The sequence below is a fragment of the Nocardia xishanensis NBRC 101358 genome (assembly GCF_001613365.1).
Classification (GTDB): domain Bacteria; phylum Actinomycetota; class Actinomycetes; order Mycobacteriales; family Mycobacteriaceae; genus Nocardia; species Nocardia xishanensis.
The window spans coordinates 148908-166117 of the sequence record NZ_BDCF01000010.1; the positions used below are offsets into that span (position 1 = coordinate 148908).

At 68.3% G+C, this 17210-nt stretch carries 18 protein-coding genes; 10 read left to right on the plus strand and 8 right to left on the minus strand.

Annotation, left to right across the window (positions count from 1 at the left end; translation table 11 throughout):
- The first annotated feature begins 175 nt into the window (after positions 1 to 175).
- The 4 genes from NX1_RS11190 to NX1_RS11205 all read left to right on the plus strand — a co-directional run bounded on the left by NX1_RS11190 (position 176) and on the right by NX1_RS11205 (position 3563).
- Positions 176 to 1045: a metal ABC transporter substrate-binding protein gene (locus NX1_RS11190; protein WP_305778610.1), complete on the plus strand. Its 870-nt coding sequence runs from the start codon at positions 176 to 178 to the stop codon at positions 1043 to 1045.
- Positions 1042 to 1791 (plus strand): metal ABC transporter ATP-binding protein, encoded by a 750-nt coding sequence (locus tag NX1_RS11195; protein WP_068057370.1) that lies wholly within the window; start codon positions 1042 to 1044, stop codon positions 1789 to 1791. The genes NX1_RS11190 and NX1_RS11195 overlap by 4 nt, the downstream gene beginning before the upstream one ends.
- A 3-nt stretch (positions 1792 to 1794) precedes the next feature.
- Entirely contained in the window at positions 1795 to 2664 is an 870-nt protein-coding gene (locus tag NX1_RS11200; RefSeq protein ID WP_068057372.1) for a metal ABC transporter permease, read from the plus strand.
- A gap of 146 nt (positions 2665 to 2810) precedes the next feature.
- Positions 2811 to 3563, plus strand: coding sequence for a YwaF family protein (locus tag NX1_RS11205; RefSeq protein WP_068057374.1), 753 nt, complete (start codon positions 2811 to 2813; stop codon positions 3561 to 3563).
- 120 nt (positions 3564 to 3683) lie between these two features.
- Here NX1_RS11205 and NX1_RS11210 read toward each other — a convergent pair whose 3' ends face one another.
- From NX1_RS11210 to NX1_RS11220, 3 genes are all read right to left on the minus strand, one after another.
- Positions 3684 to 4148 carry a hypothetical protein gene (locus tag NX1_RS11210; RefSeq protein WP_157119673.1) on the minus strand — a complete coding sequence of 155 codons (465 nt, stop codon included), beginning with the start codon at positions 4146 to 4148 and terminating at the stop codon, positions 3684 to 3686.
- A gap of 117 nt (positions 4149 to 4265) precedes the next feature.
- A complete protein-coding gene (locus NX1_RS11215) occupies positions 4266 to 4802 on the minus strand; it encodes a DUF3145 domain-containing protein (RefSeq protein WP_068057439.1) in 537 nt (178 codons plus the stop codon).
- 92 nt (positions 4803 to 4894) lie between these two features.
- Entirely contained in the window at positions 4895 to 5725 is an 831-nt protein-coding gene (locus tag NX1_RS11220) for a serine hydrolase domain-containing protein (RefSeq protein ID WP_068057378.1), read from the minus strand.
- 110 nt (positions 5726 to 5835) lie between these two features.
- On the opposite strand from NX1_RS11220, the gene NX1_RS11225 reads away from it, so the two are divergent.
- Positions 5836 to 7026 (plus strand): serine hydrolase domain-containing protein, encoded by a 1191-nt coding sequence (locus NX1_RS11225; RefSeq protein ID WP_068057380.1) that lies wholly within the window; start codon positions 5836 to 5838, stop codon positions 7024 to 7026.
- Positions 7027 to 7121: 95 nt separating this feature from the next.
- On the plus strand, positions 7122 to 7475 hold the full coding sequence (locus NX1_RS11230; RefSeq protein WP_068057381.1) for an iron chaperone: 354 nt from the start codon (positions 7122 to 7124) through the stop codon (positions 7473 to 7475).
- Between the two features lies 1 nt (position 7476).
- Here the strand turns inward: NX1_RS11230 and NX1_RS11235 are convergent, their stop codons facing one another.
- From NX1_RS11235 to NX1_RS11245, 3 genes are all read right to left on the minus strand, one after another.
- The gene (locus NX1_RS11235) at positions 7477 to 8607 is read right to left on the minus strand and encodes an NDMA-dependent alcohol dehydrogenase (RefSeq protein WP_068057382.1); all 1131 of its coding nucleotides are present in this window, start codon (positions 8605 to 8607) and stop codon (positions 7477 to 7479) included.
- 142 nt (positions 8608 to 8749) lie between these two features.
- Positions 8750 to 9334, minus strand: coding sequence for a DinB family protein (locus tag NX1_RS11240; RefSeq protein WP_068057383.1), 585 nt, complete (start codon positions 9332 to 9334; stop codon positions 8750 to 8752).
- Between the two features lie 72 nt (positions 9335 to 9406).
- The gene (locus NX1_RS11245) at positions 9407 to 10462 is read right to left on the minus strand and encodes a phosphotransferase family protein (RefSeq protein ID WP_068057385.1); all 1056 of its coding nucleotides are present in this window, start codon (positions 10460 to 10462) and stop codon (positions 9407 to 9409) included.
- Between the two features lie 89 nt (positions 10463 to 10551).
- On the opposite strand from NX1_RS11245, the gene pabB reads away from it, so the two are divergent.
- A complete protein-coding gene (gene pabB, locus NX1_RS11250) occupies positions 10552 to 12864 on the plus strand; it encodes an aminodeoxychorismate synthase component I (protein ID WP_068057387.1) in 2313 nt (770 codons plus the stop codon).
- Positions 12865 to 12870: 6 nt separating this feature from the next.
- Here pabB and NX1_RS11255 read toward each other — a convergent pair whose 3' ends face one another.
- On the minus strand, positions 12871 to 13371 hold the full coding sequence (locus tag NX1_RS11255) for a hypothetical protein (RefSeq protein WP_084501328.1): 501 nt from the start codon (positions 13369 to 13371) through the stop codon (positions 12871 to 12873).
- A 135-nt stretch (positions 13372 to 13506) separates the two neighbouring features.
- On the opposite strand from NX1_RS11255, the gene NX1_RS11260 reads away from it, so the two are divergent.
- Together NX1_RS11260 and NX1_RS11265 are read left to right on the plus strand one after the other, a co-directional pair.
- Positions 13507 to 15540 carry a TerD family protein gene (locus NX1_RS11260; RefSeq protein ID WP_084501329.1) on the plus strand — a complete coding sequence of 678 codons (2034 nt, stop codon included), beginning with the start codon at positions 13507 to 13509 and terminating at the stop codon, positions 15538 to 15540.
- Positions 15541 to 15789: 249 nt separating this feature from the next.
- Positions 15790 to 16227, plus strand: a complete 438-nt coding sequence (locus tag NX1_RS11265; protein WP_068057393.1) for a globin domain-containing protein — start codon at positions 15790 to 15792, stop codon at positions 16225 to 16227.
- Between the two features lie 64 nt (positions 16228 to 16291).
- Here NX1_RS11265 and NX1_RS11270 read toward each other — a convergent pair whose 3' ends face one another.
- Entirely contained in the window at positions 16292 to 16585 is a 294-nt protein-coding gene (locus tag NX1_RS11270; protein WP_068057395.1) for a hypothetical protein, read from the minus strand.
- A gap of 228 nt (positions 16586 to 16813) precedes the next feature.
- Here NX1_RS11270 and NX1_RS11275 point away from each other — a divergent pair, with 228 nt between their 5' ends.
- Positions 16814 to 17089: a hypothetical protein gene (locus tag NX1_RS11275; protein WP_068057443.1), complete on the plus strand. Its 276-nt coding sequence runs from the start codon at positions 16814 to 16816 to the stop codon at positions 17087 to 17089.
- The last annotated feature ends 121 nt before the right edge of the window (positions 17090 to 17210 follow it).

The following is a 17210-nucleotide window of genomic DNA, read 5'->3' on the forward strand; positions in this document are numbered from 1 at the left end:
GGCCTGTCGCGTGCCCCTCTCGCGCGCTAGCGGGGTGAGATCAACCACTGTTAGGTCGTCGCAAACTTGTAATTTAGGTATGCCGAACTTTACCATTCGGGCTGTGAAGGTTTGGCCCCGCCCGTTGTTCCGCACCCCCGCTCGCGCGCTAGTCGCCATGCTCGGCACGGTCGCGATGGCCGCCGCGCTCACCGCCTGTGGTGAGTCCGGGAGTCGGAACGAGAAGCCGGTGGTGCTGACCACGTTCACCGTGCTGGCCGATATCGCTCGGCAGGTCGCGGGCGAGCATCTGACCGTCGAATCGATTACGAAGGTGGGCGCGGAGATTCACGGCTACGAGCCGACTCCGGGCGACGTGCGGCGGGCGTCGACCGCCGATCTGATCCTCGACAACGGCATGAACCTCGAGGCTTGGTTCGCGCAGTTCGTCGAGGATATCGACGTCGAACACGTGGTCGTCAGCGACGGCGTGACGCCGATGTCGATCACCGAGGACGCGTATCAGGGCAAGCCGAACCCGCACGCGTGGATGTCGCCGCTGAACGTGAAGATCTACGTGGCCAATATGATTCGCGCGTTCAGCGAACTCGATCCGGAACATTCCGCCGAGTTCGAAGCCGCGGGCGCCGCTTACCAGGCCGAACTGCAGAAGATCCACGACGAACTGGTATCCACCCTCGCCACGCTGCCGCCCAACGAGCGCGCGCTGGTGAGCTGCGAGGGCGCGTTCTCCTACCTGGCCCGCGACGCCGGGCTCACCGAGAAGTACATCTGGGCCGTCAATGCCGAACAGCAGGCGACACCGCAGCAGATCACCTCGGCCATCGACTTCGTCCGCGCCAACCGGGTGCCCGCCGTGTTCTGCGAGTCGACGGTCTCGGACGCGCCCATGCAACGCGTGGTCGAGGCGACCGGTGCGCGGTTCGGCGGCGTGCTCTACGTGGACTCGCTGTCGGAGGCGAACGGCCCGGTGCCCACCTACCTGGATCTGATCAGGCACGACGCCAAGACCATCACCACGGCGTTGACGGGAGCGCGGCCATGACACCGGGTATCGAAATACGCGATGTCACAGTTCATTACGGCGAAGTGCTCGCGCTCGACGGTGTCGAACTGACTTTGCAGCCGGGACGCGTGTGCGGACTCGTCGGCATGAACGGCTCCGGCAAGTCGACGCTGTTCAAAACGATCATGGGCCTGGTGCGTCCCGATCGGGGAACGGTGCGCATCGACGGAGCCGACCCGGCGGCCGCGCGGCGCGGTGGAAAACTCGGGTATGTGCCGCAGAGCGAGGCCGTCGACTGGAGCTTTCCGCTGTCGGTGCGCGATGTGGTGATGACCGGACGCTACGGCCAGATGGGTTTCACCCGCCGCCCCCGTCGCGCGGACCGCGAGGCCGTGGCACACGCCCTCGAACGCGTGGAACTCACCGACCTGGCCGACCGCCAGATCGGCCAACTGTCCGGCGGACAGCGCAAGCGCGCCTTCGTGGCGCGCGGAATCGCCCAGGGCGCAACGATTCTCCTGCTCGACGAACCGTTCGCCGGAGTCGACAAGCGTTCCGAAGCCACCATCACCACGCTGCTGCGTGAACTCGCCGCCGACGGCGCCACCATCCTGGTGTCCACCCACGACCTGCACGCCCTGCCGGAGCTCGCCGACGAATCGGTATTGCTCATGCGAAAGGTGCTCGCGCACGGCGACACCGACGAGATTCTCCGCCCGGAGAAACTGGCCCTGGCCTTCGGACTCGATGTGCTGGAACGCGATTCACTCCCGAAGGCGGGTTGAGATATGTCCCTCGTCGAGTTCTTCGTGGATCCGCTGCGCTACGAGTTCATGGTCCGGGCGCTGGCGACCACCCTCGTCACCGCCGTGGTGTGCGCGACACTGTCATGCTGGCTGGTGCTGATCGGCTGGTCGCTGATGGGCGATGCGGTGTCGCACGCGGTGCTGCCCGGTGTAGTCCTCGCGTATATCGTCGGTGCGCCCTTCGCCGTGGGCGCGGTCGTCTTCGGCTTCCTCGCCGTCGGATTGATCGGTGTCGTCCGCGATACCAGCCGGGTCAAGGAAGACGCGGCGATCGGCATCGTCTTCACCACCCTGTTCGCCTTCGGCCTGGTCTTGGTCTCGGTGACGCCGAGCCAAACCGACTTGAACCACATCATCTTCGGCAACCTGCTCGGCGTGAGCCGGGACGAGCTCGTCCAGATCGCCATCCTCGCCGTCATCGTCCTCACCGCCCTCGTCCTGAAGCGACGCGACTTCACCCTCTACGCCTTCGACGCCACCCACGCCCACGCCATCGGCCTGCGCCCCCGGCTCCTGGGCACCGCGCTCCTCGCCCTGCTCGCCCTGACCGCGGTCCTCGCTCTCCAAGCGGTCGGGGTCATCCTGGTGGTGGCCATGCTGATCATTCCCGGAGCAACGGCGTACCTGCTCACCGATCGCTTCGGCCGCATGCTGCTGATCGCCCCCGCGGTGTCCGCGCTCTGCTCGGTGATCGGCCTGTACATCAGCTACCACCTCGACACCGCGCCGGGCGGGATGGTGGTGATGGTCCAGGGCGTCGCCTTCACGCTGGTGTATCTGTTCGCCCCGCGGCAAGGCGTCATCGGCCGCCGCATCACCGCGGCGCGCCGCCGGACCGCGGCCGCGGCCTGAGCCTGGCGGGGCCCGCCGACCCGCGCGATCGGCACCGAATCCCTGCTGAACACAGACCAACCAGTCGGCGGCGTCAAGCGCTGGTCGAGGACTCGCCCCGCGACGCGTCCACGAAATCCACGCCTCGCCGCCACTAAACTGAGCAGGTGGACGCACCCACGGCGCAGCGGGAGTTCTCCGCATACGGGCTGTCGCACTGGATCGTGCTGGCTCTGTTCGTGGTGGGCGCGGCGCTGGTCGTCGTGATCGGGCGAACGCACCGAAACGACGCCACCGCACGCCGTTTCAGCCGGACGTTCGGGGCGGTGACGCTGGGGATCTATCTGACGATCTATATCTCCACCCTCTTTCCCCCGACCCTAGGCCGCTCGGTGCCGCTGCGCCTGACCGATCTCGCGACGATCGTCGCCGGCTACGCGCTGCTGACACACCAGCGCTGGGCATACGCGCTGACCTACTACTGGTGCCTCACGCTGAGTACACAGGCGCTCATATCACCGGCGCTGGAGAGCCCCGACTTCCCGAACAAGGTGTTCCTGGCCTTCTGGTCGATCCATCTGGCCGTGGTCTGGGCCGCGATCTACTTGACCTGGGGCATCGGCATGCACCCGACCTGGCGCAGCTACTGGTTCGCCGTGGCGGTCACCGTGGCGTGGGTCGCGGTCACGTTCGTCTTCAACTCCCTCGCCGACACCAACTACGGCTTCGTCAACCGCAAGCCCTCGACGCTGTCGCTGCTCGACGTGCTCGGCCCATGGCCTTGGTACCTGGGCACCGTGGCTGTCATATTGCTCGTCGTGTGGGCCTTGATGACCTGGCCGTGGATCCGATCCGCGTCGACGTCGAAGCTGCCCGCACCGACCGAGCCGACGAGCGCGTCACGCACCGAAGACAGCTGATTCGCCGGGCGATTCACGGCTGGGACCTCACCCGCCGGAAATCATGGGGTTGGCGTTCCTACCCAGGTACGGACACACCGCAATGCCGGTCGACCCAGCGCCGATCGGACATTGCTCTGTTCAGAGGATCCGCATCTTCCACCGCTTGCGAAACGCGGCCTGCTCCTGAGCGGTACCGACTTTCGAGATAGGCGCCGGCGCGAAGACGTACCGGAGTAAACCTCTTCGGGAAAAGACGTCGGCGAGGTCGTGGATGAGCCGCTGCAGGGCCGAGTTGTAGTGCACATAGACCTGCAACCCGCCATCCATCTGACTGCGCATGCCCGATGGCCAGCAGTCCGGTCTCGCCCCTACGACCAGGAAACGGAACCCCCGCGACTCAGGCTCACTGCGCGCGACCGCGAATGCGTCGAATACATCGTGACCGTCGCCTTCCCACTCCCCGTCGCCGCTATCGCTCAGTCGCACACGCCAATCACCGTGGCCGTTCATGCTCACCTGCAAAGACCATGCCTGTACGGCACCGTCAGGAGCGCGTACCGAAATCTCTTCGCCGAACATATCTCTGTATTGCTCGAGGTTCATGTGCATCGCCCCACTGACTACCTACTGACACGGATGCAGGGCACTGTAGCTGCTTGTCCACTCGGGTACCGCCGCCTCAGGGCCGAAGCCGATGGATTCGCAATCGCAGCCGGGAAACTACCCCACGTCCCGCCGCAACCACGTCACCTCCGCACCGGCGCCACACTCCCCGGAGCGGAAGATCTCCAGATCCTCGTCCCACGCCGTCCCCAGCGCTCGATCGATCTCGGAGGCCAGATCGTAGGCCGAGTACTTGCCGAGTTCCCGTGCAGCTTGGAGCATCGCACGCAACCGCATCTCCCCGAGCGTGACATCACCATTGGCACTGGTCGACCCGTGCCACAACCCGAGCCCGGGCACGAAGCTGTAGCGCTCCCCGTCCACCCCGTCGCTCGGATCCTCGGTGATCTCGAATCGAAGCACCGGCCAAGAGCGCAACGACTGGGCGATCTTGGCGGCGGTGCCGACGGGCCCGATCCAGTCGCTGGTGGCGCGGAGTTGACCGTCGGCGGGTTGGGTGGTCCAGCGCAGTTTCGCGGGGGAACCGAGTGCCGAGGTGAGTGCCCACTCGACGTGTGGGCACAACGCGGCGGGCGACGAGTGGATCCACACCACACCCGCCGTCGCGTCCGCGAACTGACTCGATGCGCGCACCACTACCTCCAGCTCAGACGAGGGACGTCTTCCCCAACGACCCGTCCAGCTGGCGTTGCTCGAGTGTACTGGAGTGTCCGAAGTTACGTATGTTACTTCGCGAGCGTGTTGCCCCCGATTCTCGCTTCGTCGATCACCGCGTCACTCAGGACCGGCCACACCTCCCGTGCCCAGTCGCCGAAATTCTCGTCCGCCAACGCGACACACGCCACCCCAATTGCCGGATCGATCCATAGGAAGGTGCCCGACTGGCCGAAATGGCCGTAGGTGCGCGGGGAGTTCGCGCCGCCGGTCCAATGCGGGGATTTCCAGTCGCGGATTTCGAATCCGAGACCCCAGTCGTTGGGCCGCTTCGAGCCGTAGCCGGGCAGGATGCCGTTCACGCCCGGGAATTGCACCGTGGTCGCCTCGGCGTGGGTCTGCGGGGAGACCAGCCGCGGAGTCAGCAGTTCGGCGGCGAACAGCAACAGGTCCGCGACGGTGGACCGGCAGGCGTGCCCGGCGGATCCGGACAGCACCGAGGATTTCATACCGAGCGGCTCGAACACCGCGTCCCGCAAATACTCGTCGAACGCGATACCGGTTTGCTCGGTGACGAATTCGGCGAGCACCTCGAAACCGGAGCTGGAGTAGATGCGCCGGGCGCCGGGTTCGGCGAGCACGTCGGTGGTGTCGAAGGCGAGGCCGGAGGTGTGCGCGAGCAGATGACGGACGGTCGCCCCCGGCGGACCGGCGGGTTGGTCGAGCTCGATCGCGCCCTCCTCCACCGCGACGAGCACGCCGTAGGCGACCAGCGGCTTGGTGACCGAGGCCAGCGGGAAGACGCGCTCCGCGTCGCCCTGCGAGACCGCGCCCGCGCCGGTGACCACACCGGCGGCCGCGTGTCGAACTGGCCAGTCCTTGATCTGCTCGAGTGCACGCACGAAACGAGCCTAACGAGGCCGCGCCCGCGCCGTGGCACCGCGACCGGAATTCGGTCCGATGCGAACGGGCCAGCGAAAGATCTCGGTACCGCCGGTACCATCGACTCACCATGAGTGCACCCACGATCCACGGCGAGGTGGCCCCCGGCTTCGGTCCGGTCGCCGACGCGTTCCGTCGCAATTTCTCCCGGCACGGCGAAATCGGCGCGGCCGTAGCCGTTTTCGCGGGCGACCAGCCCGTGGTCGACCTGTGGGCCGGGCACCGCGACCGGCGCCGCACGCAGCCGTGGGAGCGGGACACGATCGTGCCGGTCTTCTCCTCGACGAAGGGCATGGCCGCGTTCGTGGTCGCGTCCGCCGTGTCGAAGGGCGTCCTCGACTACGAGAAGCCGGTCGCCGATTACTGGCCGGAGTTCGCCGCGCACGGCAAGGGCGCGATCACGGTGCGCCAGCTCGTCGATCACCAGGCCGGGCTCTCCGGACTCGACACCATCGTGAAGCTATCGCAGATCGCCGATCTGGACGGTCTCGCGAAGATCCTCGCCGCGCAGAAACCCGCGTGGCAGCCCGGCACCCGGCACGGCTATCACGCGATCACCCTCGGGCTCTACCAGGGCGAGCTGGTGCGTCGCGTCGATCCGCACGGCCGGACGCTCGGACGCGTCTTCGCCGAAGACATCGCGAAGCCGCTCGGCGCGGACTTCTTCATCGGTCTGCCCGCCGACGAGCCGATCGAGCGCGTCGCCGTGCTCTCGGCCACCAAGGGCCTGGACATCCTGCGCTACGAGCGCGACATACCGTTGCGCATCGGCGTCGAGGTCTTCCTGGAGCGCGGGCATTCCCATGCGGCACTGACCAATCCGCGCTGCGGAGCGCCCGCCCGCGCGGCACGCCGCGAGTTCCTCGGCGTGGAGCTGCCCGGCCACGGCGGCGTCGGCAACGCCCGCTCGCTGGCCAAGATCTACGGTGCGGCCGCGGCGCGCACCGGAGCGCTACCCATCGCCGACGATCTGCTCGGCCTGCTCGCCGCGGCCGACACCGCCGAAGACGTGCCCGCCGAGGATCTGGTGCTGCACACCAAGAGCCGCTACCACCTCGGCTTCCGGAAGTCGCGCGGCTCGTTCCGATTCGGCTCCGACAAACGCGCCTACGGCACCACCGGCCTCGGAGGCTCCTTCGGCTTCGCCGACCCGAGCACCGGTCTCGGCTTCGGCTACACCATGAATCGCCTCGGCATGGCCGTCCTCGACGACGTGCGCAGCCGCAACCTCCGCGAAGCGTTGTTGCGCTGCAAAGTCTGAACCGCCGAGCGCGGGTGCCCGCCCGCACCGCCCAGTCTGCGTAGACTGGCCGCACAGCGCCGGACTCATCCATCGATCGCCGATCGGAGGACCTCGTGGCAGGGCATCCCGCGACCATCGACGCCTACGTCTCTGGCTTTCCCGAAGGCGTGCGCGCCGCCCTGACCGAACTGCGCAAGACGATCCACACCGCCCTGCCCGGCGCGGTCGAGTCGATCAGCTACGACATCCCGACCTTCAAGCTGCACGGCCGCAACGTCGTGCACTTCGCGGGATGGAAGGAGCACGTCAGCCTCTACCCGATCCCGGAGGGCGACATGGCTTTCGAGCGCGCGATCGAGCCCTACCGGGCGGGCAAGGGGACGTTGCGGTTCCCGCTCGGCGCGCCGATCCCGCACGATCTGGTCGCCCAGGTCGTGGTCCGGCTCGCCGAACGGGTCGGCGGCTGATCTACCAGTCGGCTTCGGTGTAGCGGATGATGCCGCGAATGTTCTTGCCGTCCAACATGTCCTGGTAGCCCTGGTTGATCTCCTCCAGGCTGTAGCTGCGGGTCACCATGTCGTCCAGGTTGAGCTGACCGGACTTGTACAGCGACAGCAGGCGCGGCGCGTCCTGGCGGGCGTTGCCGCCGCCGAAGATGCAGCCCTTCACCGTCTTCTGGAGCATGGACAGCAGGAAGCTGTTCATCTTGACCTCGCCCGCGTCCATGCGGCCCATGGAGGTGACCACGAGGGTGCCCGCCTTGGCGGTGAGGATCAGGCCCTCTTCGATGTAGTCGCCGTGCATCTCGCCCATGGTCAGGATGACCTTCTCGGCCATCCGTCCCTCGGTGGCGTCCATCAACGGCATGATGGCCTCGGCCATGCTGGCGTAGGTGTGGGTGGCGCCGAACTTCTGCGCCTGCTCCCGCTTCCACGGGTTCGGGTCGATCGCGACGACCTTCGACGCGCCGGAGAGCACCGCGCCTTGCAGCGCGCTCATGCCGACGCCGCCGATGCCCGCGATCACCACGGTCTCGCCGGGCATCACGTTGGCCACGTGGGTCGAGGAGCCGAAGCCGGTCGGCACGCCGCACCCGACCAGGCAGGCGACCTCGAACGGGATGGTCGGGTCGATCTTGACCACCGAGGTGTGGTGCACCGTCATGTACGGCGCGAAGGTGCCGAGCAGGCACATCGGGATGACGTTCTGGCCGCGCGCCTGGATGCGGTAGGTGCCGTCGCTGATCGCCTGGCCGAGCAGCAGACCCGCGCCGAGATCGCACAGCGCCATGTTGCCCGAAACGCAAGCGGGACAGCGGCCGCAGGCGGGGATGAACGACAGGATGACGTGGTCACCGACCTGGAGATCGCCCGGCACGTTCGGCCCGAGCTTGGTGATCACGCCCGCGCCTTCGTGGCCGCCCATCACGGGGAACGCCGGCATCGGTGTCGCACCGGTGACGATGTGGTGATCCGAGTGGCACATACCGGCGGTTTCCATCCGGATCTGCACCTCGCCGGCGACCGGATCGCCGATCTCGATCTCTTCCACCGACCACGGCTCGTCGATCCCCCACAGGATCGCGCCCTTCGTCTTCATTCCTGTCGACCTCTCGCGTGCACAGTGTTTCAATGTGACTGCACCCACACTACGAGAAAAGTGGAACGCGTTCTAGTACCGGCCCCGAAATTCATCGGTGCGACACGACGGGATGCCCGAACGCGTTCTAGAATTTGCGCGCTCAGCCGCGCACGTCGTGCACGTGATGGACGAGGTCGTGCGCGAAGTACTTCGCCAGCGAGTCGACGGTGAAGAACGACCCGTCGCCGCGCCGCACCCGCAAATCGCGATCCGCGACCGGCACCGCTTCGAACGCCCGCGCCGCCGCCTCGGCCGCGAGCGCCAGCTCACCCGAGACCGCCACAGGCTCCTGCATGTCGTAGCGGTCGGCGATCGCGGTCGCGTCCTGATCCCAATTCGAAAACACCGGAAGGCCGTCCGGAGTCTCGTCCGCGGTGAGCCCCCGAGCGTCGAAGGCGGGCACCCGCGGATCCACCGCGGCGGTCCGCGTGGCCACCGCCGTCCGGTAGGCGAAGATCCGGCACACGTCGCGCACGTGGGCCGCGTATTCCAGTGGCGACCAGGTCGACTCGTCCGGCCGACGCCGGGCATCGGGTCGTTCGAGCACCGCGCGCAACCGGTCGGCGCTGTCCCGCGCCAACGCGGGCACCACCTCGTAAGCGGTGGCGGCGGCGTCGAATCCGCATTCGGGACAGACGCGCTCCAGCACCCAGGTCCAGTTCTTCACGTCGGGAACGATCGGCATGCGTCGAAAATAGAGCTGGCCGTATATGAATCTCCATCCATATACGGCCAGACTTCGTCGAGATACGGTCCGTCACTCCATCAGACGATGCGCCCGCTCGAACAGCTCCAGGGTGATGGCGTGCAGGAAGTCGCCGACCTGCTTGGGCGCCTTGCCCGCGAAGGCGCGCGCGTGCGTGCCCTCCAGCACGATGCCCAGCTTGAAGCAGGCCAGCACGGTATACCAGGTGACGTGGCTCAGATCGCGCTCGGAGAAACGGCCGTAGTGCTCGACCATCTCCTCCGGCGTCGGCAGGCCGCCGACCGCGCCCAGCTTGCCCACCAGCGCAGCGCCGCTGGTGCCCGGCTCGGGCCTGGTCGCGATCTGCCAGCCCAGATCGAGCAGCGGATCCCCGATGGTGGACATCTCCCAGTCCACCATCGCCGCGACCTCCGGCCCCTCGTAGGAGAACATCATGTTGGCCAGGTGACAGTCGCCGTGCAGGATGCCCGGCGTCCAGTTCGCCGGCCGGTTGCGGTCGAGCCACTCCCCGACCCGCTGCACACCGGGAATCTCCGGACCGGGATAACCCTCGTTGGCCGAATACGATTCGAGCTCGCCGAGCCAGCGCGGCACCTGACGTTCCAGGAATCCCTCCGGCTTGCCATAGTCCTCCAGGCCGAGCGCGCGGTAGTCGAGCGCGCCCAGCCGGGCGATCGCCTCGACCGCGGACAGGCCCATCCGCCGCCGGATCTCGGGGTCGTTCGCGTGCAGCTCGGGCAGCTCGTTCTGCGGGTTGAAGCCGGCGATCGGCTCCATCAGGTAGAAGACCGCCCCGATGACCGACTCGTCGGTGCAGGCCGCGACGACCTCGGGCGCGCGAACGCCGGCCCCGCTGAGCGCGCCGAGCAGTCGGGCCTCGCGACGGATGACCTCGTTGCTCTTGGCCCGCAGATGCTTCGGCCCGCGCCGCAGCACGTAGTCCCGGCCGCCGCGCTGGAACCGCAGCATGATGTTCTGCGTGCCGCCGCCCAGCGAGGTCACCCCCTCGAACGCGCCACCGGGCAGGCCCTGCTCTTCCATCCATTTCCCGACGATCGCGAAATCGACGACCTCGCGATCCACTTCGACCGGTTGCGCAACAGACATGCCCCACATTCTGCACCACCCGGCCACGGCAACTGAAGGCATGTGACAACAGTTCGCTCCGCGGGGTCAGGCGTAGGGTTTGGCACACCATGCACACGCTGTTGATCGACAACTACGACTCGTTCACCTACAACCTGTATCAGCTGATCAGCGAGGTGAACGGCGTCGAGCCGACGGTCGTGCGCAACGACGAGGCCGACGACCCGGCCCGGCTGGGTCTGCATCGCTTCGCCAATGTGGTCGTCTCGCCCGGTCCAGGACGTCCGGACGTCGCCCGTGACGTGGGCATCTCGGCCGCCGTCATAGCCACGACCGAGCTCCCGTTGCTCGGGGTATGCCTCGGCCACCAGGGGATCGTCGTGGCGGCGGGCGGTCTCGTCGCGCCTGCCCCGATCGCGCGGCACGGCTACCTCGACCAGGTCCGTCACGACAACAGCGACCTGTTCGCCGGTCTGCCACAGAACTTCACCGCCGTCCGGTACCACTCGCTGTGCGCGATCCGGCCGTTGCCCGACGACCTGGAGATCACGGCGAGCACTCCGGACGGCGTGATCATGGGCATACGCCATCGCGTCCGACCCCAGTGGGGCGTGCAGTTCCATCCCGAGTCCATCGCCAGCGAGCACGGCGCCGCGCTGCTCCGCAATTTCGCCGAACTCACCGCGGCGCATCACGAACGATCGAGCGCGGGCGCGCGACTCAGCCCCGTCGGCGTGACGGCAGGCCGAACGGCGACGGCCGAACTCCAGCGACCAGCCGAAGCGGCGAACATCACCGCGGCACCACTTCCGGCGGCGTCCCTTTCGGCCGCGTCGACCCGCCATCGACCAGCCCGCGCGACCGATGCGCCCGCTTGGCCGGCCTCCGGCTTCACCACCGAGCGCACGGTGATCGACCTCGGCCCAGGCGCGGTCAAGACGCCGCCGCCGATGTCGCCGGAGCCCGAGAACGAAAGCCCTTATCGCAGTGGCGAACCCGAGCGGCCTTGGCAGCTGCGCCACGAGGTCATCGACCGTGCCGTCGACACCGAGGCCGCGTTCCTTCGCCTCTACCGCGATTCGCCGACCGCCTTCTGGCTGGACAGCGAGCACGTCGAACCCGGTCTTGACCGCTTCTCCTTCCTCGGCGATGCGAGCGGGCCGCTGGCCGAGGTGGTCCGGTATCGCGTCGGCGACGGTTCCGTCGTCGTGGAGACCGCCGATGGCGAGCGCCGCACCGTCGCGGGCGACGTGCTCGATTACCTTGCCGCCGAATTGCGCTGGCGCACCGCCGAAATCCCCGGCCTGCCATTCGATTTCGCGTGCGGATACGTCGGCTATCTCGGCTACGAGGTGAAGGCCGACTGCGGCGCGCACGCGGCGCACCGCGCCCCGACGCCCGACGCGCAGTGGATCTTCGCCGACCGGCTCGTCGTGGTCGACCACGTCGCCGGACGCACCCATCTGCTGGCCCTCACCGATCTCGCGGGCGATACCGCGCGTGCCGCCGCGGACTGGCTGCGCGACACGGCCGAGGCGCTCGCCGCCCTGCCGAACTGGTCCAATCCCCTTGCGCTCGAGGTCGATTCGGATATCGCGGCGGTCGAAGGGCTGCTCACCCGTGGCCGCTCGCGGTATCTGGCCGACATCGATGTCTGTCTGGACCGGCTGCACGCGGGCGAGTCCTATGAGATCTGCCTGACCGACAACCTCACCGTCGCCGCCGACACCGCCGGCCTCGACTTCTACCGCACCCTGCGCCGCTGCAACCCGGCGCCGTACGCGGCGTTCCTGCGCTTCGACGACCTGGAGATCGCCTGCTCCTCGCCGGAACGCTTCCTCAAGGTGGACCGGGCGCGCACCGTGGAGAGCAAGCCGATCAAGGGCACCGCGCCGCGTGGCGCGAACCCGGCCGAGGACGAGCGCCTGCGCCGCGAACTCGCCGACAGCCCCAAGACCAGGGCCGAGAACCTGATGATCGTCGACCTGTTGCGCAACGATCTCGGCCGCGTCTGCCAGATCGGCAGCGTGCACGTGCCGAAGCTGATGGCCACCGAGACGTATACGACGCTGCACCAACTCGTTTCGACGGTGCGCGGAACGCTGCGCCCCGACGTGGACGTGGTCGACTGCCTGCGCGCCTGCTTTCCCGGCGGTTCCATGACCGGCGCGCCGAAGCTGCGCACCATGGAGATCATCGACGAACTGGAGACCGAGGCGCGCGGCGTCTATTCCGGCACCATCGGGTTCCTCGGTCTCGGCGGCACGGCGGACCTGAACATCGTCATCCGCACCGCGGTGCGGCACGGCGGCGAATGGCGCATCGGCGCGGGCGGCGCGATCGTCCTGGACTCCGATCCGGAGGAGGAGTACCGCGAGGTGCTGCTGAAGGCGGCGGCCACCTATCGCGCCGCGGCCGGCTGAATCCGGTCAGCGCCGCCGTTTCGGCGGGTCGGGCGGCGGTTCCTCCTCGCCGGGCCGCCTGCCGCTCAATCCCGTCACCTTGCCGAGCATAGAAATGCCGGGCAGCCTGGCGAGTTTGCCGAGCACGTCCTCGCCGAGGGCGATCATCGCCTCCAACCGCGGCAGCAGCCGGTCGTAGGCCGCGAAGGCCGGATCAGCCAGCGCCAGCGTCCGGTCGAGCCGGTCGATGGTCGCGTTGAGCCGGTCGATGGCCATCGAGAGATTCTCGATCAGACCGGGCAGCTGCGCGGCCAGCTGGGCCGAGGCCGGTGGCAGCCGGACCGCGGCGTCGAAGGCGTGTTCTGCGGTCAGCTGCGCCGATTCCAGCGCCTGACCCGCCACTGACTGGGCCGCCTCGACCGCCGACTGCGCGGCCGCCAGGATCTCCGCGGGGCCGGGGACGCGCGGTCCCGCTGATTTCGGGGTCTGCTTCTTGCGGCTGCGGCCCGACCCCTTCGGGGTAGTCATGGCACTACTGTGCCCGACCGGACGCCCGAACACCGGTAAATCCCCGACCGCCCGGTCTGTGTCGCCCTCGGCGCGCCCGCGTGCGGACCCCGACGAATTCGGCGTGTCGGAGGGGCGTGGCAATATTCGAGCACGATGAAACTGAGCAAGGGCGCGCACGCGCCGGTACCGACATCCCTTCTAGCCGTGGTCGTTTCATGGCGGTCGGAGCATGTCGTCGACGCGAACGCGCTGTTGCTGGACGACACGGGCACGGTACGCACCGACCGGGATCTGGTGTTCTACAACGCGCCTCGGCACGTGTCGCAGGCGGTGACCCTCGACCAGGAGCCCGCGCCGGGGACCGCGCGGCTGAGCGTCTCGCTGCCGCGCACCGAGAGCGACGTACACCGGATCGTGGTCAGCGGCTCGCTCGACCACGGAACATTCGGCGACATAGCGGGTTTGACGGTGACCGTCTTCGCCGCCGACGGCCCGGTCGCCCGCTTCGACATCGAGGACGCCGACGCGGTGGCCGCGATGATGTTCGGCGAGTTCTACCGCAGGGAGGGGCGCTGGCGGTTTCGCGCCATCGGTCAGGGCTGGAGCAGCGGCCTGGCCGGGCTGATCACCGAGTTCGGCGTCGCGGTGGACGATTCGCCGCGCCGGGCCCGCACGCCGCGCACCGCGGATCCGTTCGCCCGGCCGCACCCGGCCGCCGAGCAAGACGCGCGGAACGAGCGAGGACGCGCCGCCGCTGAACAAGACTCCGGGAACGAGCGAAGACGCCCCGGCGCGCACGATGCTGTTCCGGCGCGAACTCCACGACCGACGGCGGAGCCGTCCTCGCCGCAGGACCGGCATCTGCTTTCGGGAGCCCCCTACCCGCCCCGCTCGGTCCCGGAAAGCGCACCGCTCGGGGCGGACGTCGCAGGGCCCTCCGCGCACCGCGGTGGTGCCGCACTCCCCCGGCCCGACTTCCCGGCGGCTTCGCCAGGGTCTGCCGGAGCCGCTCCCTCGGTGAACTCCACGCCATCCGAACCTTCCGCGGGCGGACCGCCGCGCATGCCGCGGCACGTCGATCTGACGCGGCGGATCAGCCAACCGGCCCCGCCACCGCCACCGCCGAATCCCGGACGCGCCGACTGGCATCCGGATCCCGAGGACCCGTCGCGCCTGCGCTGGTGGGACGGAGCCGAATGGACTTCGGCGACCTTCCGCCGCACTCCGCTCGGCCCGCGCGCCTGCGCACGCTGTGGAAACGCGCTGCGACGCAAGCTGTTCGGCGGCACAGCGCCCTGCGAGGTCTGCGAGGCCGAGATCGAGGAGTTCCTCACCCACTGGCACACCAGAGCCTGGCGGGTGCTGATCGCGTCGGGACCGCAGGGCGAGCCGTGGGAAGCGCTGTGGGCGTCGCTGCGCTATCAGCGCATCGACGAGAACATCGGCCGCACGGCGTTGCGCGAGGTCGGGCTCAGCTACGTCGAGCGGCTGGTCACCTTCGCCTTCGCGGACGGCGCGATCCAGCAGGACGAATACGACACCTTCGAACGCGCGGTCGGCGAGCTGGCGCTGACCGGCCCGCTCGTCGAGGATCTGCGCAGGCGGATGCATCGCGGGCGCACGCTGTGCAGGCTGCGCGAAGGCGATCTGCCGGTGGTCCGCACGCCCGGCCTGCACCTGGACTCGGAAGAGAAGGTGCATCTCGACCTGGTCGCCACTCACGTGCGCCAGCTGGCCCGCGGGCCGAAGCTCACCGAGGGCAGGCTGATCGCGAGCAACAAGAAACTCCGCTTCGTCGGCAGCGGCGCGGGCGTCGAGATGCCGTGGTCGCGGGTCGTCTCGGTGCACGTCGAGGCGGGCGTCGTGGCGATCGCGGCGACCTCGGCGCGCGGCGGCGCGAGCTTCGAAGTCGCCGACCCCGATTACGTCGCGGCCGCGCTGGAAGGCGCGCTGCGGGTCGCGAAGCGCCTGGTACTCACGCCGGGGCAGCGCGACACGCGCAGCATCGCGCAGGAGGTGAAAGCCGAAGTGTGGCAGCGCGACGGCGGCAAGTGCGTCGAGTGCGGGAGCGGTCACTACCTCGAGTTCGACCACGTCATTCCGCTCAGCCGCGGCGGCGCGACCAGCGCGAGCAATTTGCAGATCCTGTGCCGCGCCTGCAATCGCGCCAAGGGCGCGCGGATCTGAGGGTCGCGACGTCGGCCCGGAACGTCCGAGGGCGGCGATGGCCGAGGGCGGCGATGGCCTCGGTGTGCACGCAGAACCGGGATCAGCCGACGGCCGGATCGATGGGGCGACCGCGCCGCAGCGGGACAGCGATATCGGGAATCACTCTGAGAACCCTACGATTTCGGATCCTCTCTTGGCGAAACCGGGCGCATTCCCCTGCGCGCGGGCCTCTAATGGGTGGCACAACCGTACGAATGGAGGTCACCCATGACGAGCATGTACGAGCACGCGGGAGGCGAGGAGGCGCTGCGCCGAGTGGAGTCCGCCTTCTACGACAAGGTGCTCGCCGATCCGGTGCTGAAGTCGCTGTTCCCCGAGCGTCGCCCGACCCATGTCGACCACCTCACCTGGTTCACCTCGGAATCGTTCGGCGGCCCGGATCGCTTCAGTCGCGACGTGGGGTTCGACTACCTCATCGCGGTGCACCGGCACCTGAACATCACCGACGAACAGCGCGAGCGCTTCGCCGAGTTGTATATGGCGTCGTTCGAGGAGGCGGGCCTGCTGGAGTCGGAGGCGTTCCGCGACGCGGTCCGCTCGCACGTGGAGTTCGGCGCCCAAGTGGCGCAGCAGAACTCGCATGCGAGCACCGACGAGGAATTGCATCCGATCCGCGCGGTGCCGCTCTGGACCTGGGAGGGCTGAGCGGCCCGTCGCCCGCCAGAACGCACGCGAGCGCGCACCAGTGCCGGCGGCAGCCGGTCTCGTCTCAGCTGCCGACGACGGCGTTCATGATGGTGCCCGCGCTGGTCGCCACGACACCGCCGATCATCGCGCCCGCCACCATCTTCGGCGACTGCAATCCCGCGCCCGACCATTTCTCCCAGGCGAATCGGCCGCCCGCGTAGATGATGCTCGTGATGCCGGAGAGCATCGCGAACCAGGTCCCGTAGCGGACGAACTGCATCAGCTTGTCCGACAACGGCGGCGCCTCGGGAGTCGGGTTACCGATCTGCGCCAGGATGGAATACGTGTCCCCGACCGACATCAAGATCATGCTCACTGTTGGTTACCTCGGGATTCACCGGTTTCGTGGCGGCCGGGTCGACCACCACGTCCCACCCATGATCCGGACGGACCCGGTCCATCGCAAGACGCTGGGGGACAGCGGCGTCTGCGCCACCGGCCCGCGGCCTCCGCGCCACGAGACGAGGTTTCTGCGCCACGCCCAAGAACCGGATACCATCCATTCAGCGATTCTCCTTGTCCCGAACCCGGAATGAGCAGCACGATGATCCTGGCCATCGCACACGACACCCTGGCGCAGATCGGCAATCCGACGCCCGAGGCGCCGCCGGTGTCCGACAAGATCCTCCAGCTCGTCCGCTACCTGACCTGGTTCGTTCTGCTGTCGGGTGTCTGCGGCATCATCTACGCGGGCGGCCGGTTCGCCTGGGAGAAGTGGACGGGCGGCGGCCTCGAGTCACCGAAGATGGTGGCGGGCGCGATGATCGGCGGCGTGGTCGCCACCAGCGCGGGCACCATCATGAACGCCGTCATCGGCTGAACTCGGACGATCGGCTCGGCTCCGTCGATCGGCTCGGCTCCGAGAGACGCGTGTCAGCTCGTGACGCCCGCGGCCCGCGCGGCGCGCAACCACTGCGGGAACTCGCCCAGCAACCTCGTGT

Excerpts from the sequence above, each read along its gene's own strand:
- NX1_RS11190 (WP_305778610.1), top strand. The coding sequence starts at position 176 with ATGGCCGCCGCGCTCACCGCCTGTGGTGAGTCCGGGAGTCGGAACGAG.
- NX1_RS11195 (WP_068057370.1), top strand. The coding sequence starts at position 1,042 with ATGACACCGGGTATCGAAATACGCGATGTCACAGTTCATTACGGCGAA.
- NX1_RS11200 (WP_068057372.1), top strand. The coding sequence starts at position 1,795 with ATGTCCCTCGTCGAGTTCTTCGTGGATCCGCTGCGCTACGAGTTCATG.
- NX1_RS11210 (WP_157119673.1), bottom strand. The coding sequence starts at position 4,148 with ATGAACCTCGAGCAATACAGAGATATGTTCGGCGAAGAGATTTCGGTA.
- NX1_RS11225 (WP_068057380.1), top strand. The coding sequence starts at position 5,836 with ATGAGTGCACCCACGATCCACGGCGAGGTGGCCCCCGGCTTCGGTCCG.
- NX1_RS11235 (WP_068057382.1), bottom strand. The coding sequence starts at position 8,607 with ATGAAGACGAAGGGCGCGATCCTGTGGGGGATCGACGAGCCGTGGTCG.
- NX1_RS11240 (WP_068057383.1), bottom strand. The coding sequence starts at position 9,334 with ATGCCGATCGTTCCCGACGTGAAGAACTGGACCTGGGTGCTGGAGCGC.
- NX1_RS11245 (WP_068057385.1), bottom strand. The coding sequence starts at position 10,462 with ATGTCTGTTGCGCAACCGGTCGAAGTGGATCGCGAGGTCGTCGATTTC.
- pabB (WP_068057387.1), top strand. The coding sequence starts at position 10,552 with ATGCACACGCTGTTGATCGACAACTACGACTCGTTCACCTACAACCTG.
- NX1_RS11255 (WP_084501328.1), bottom strand. The coding sequence starts at position 13,371 with ATGACTACCCCGAAGGGGTCGGGCCGCAGCCGCAAGAAGCAGACCCCG.
- NX1_RS11260 (WP_084501329.1), top strand. The coding sequence starts at position 13,507 with ATGAAACTGAGCAAGGGCGCGCACGCGCCGGTACCGACATCCCTTCTA.
- NX1_RS11265 (WP_068057393.1), top strand. The coding sequence starts at position 15,790 with ATGACGAGCATGTACGAGCACGCGGGAGGCGAGGAGGCGCTGCGCCGA.
- NX1_RS11275 (WP_068057443.1), top strand. The coding sequence starts at position 16,814 with ATGATCCTGGCCATCGCACACGACACCCTGGCGCAGATCGGCAATCCG.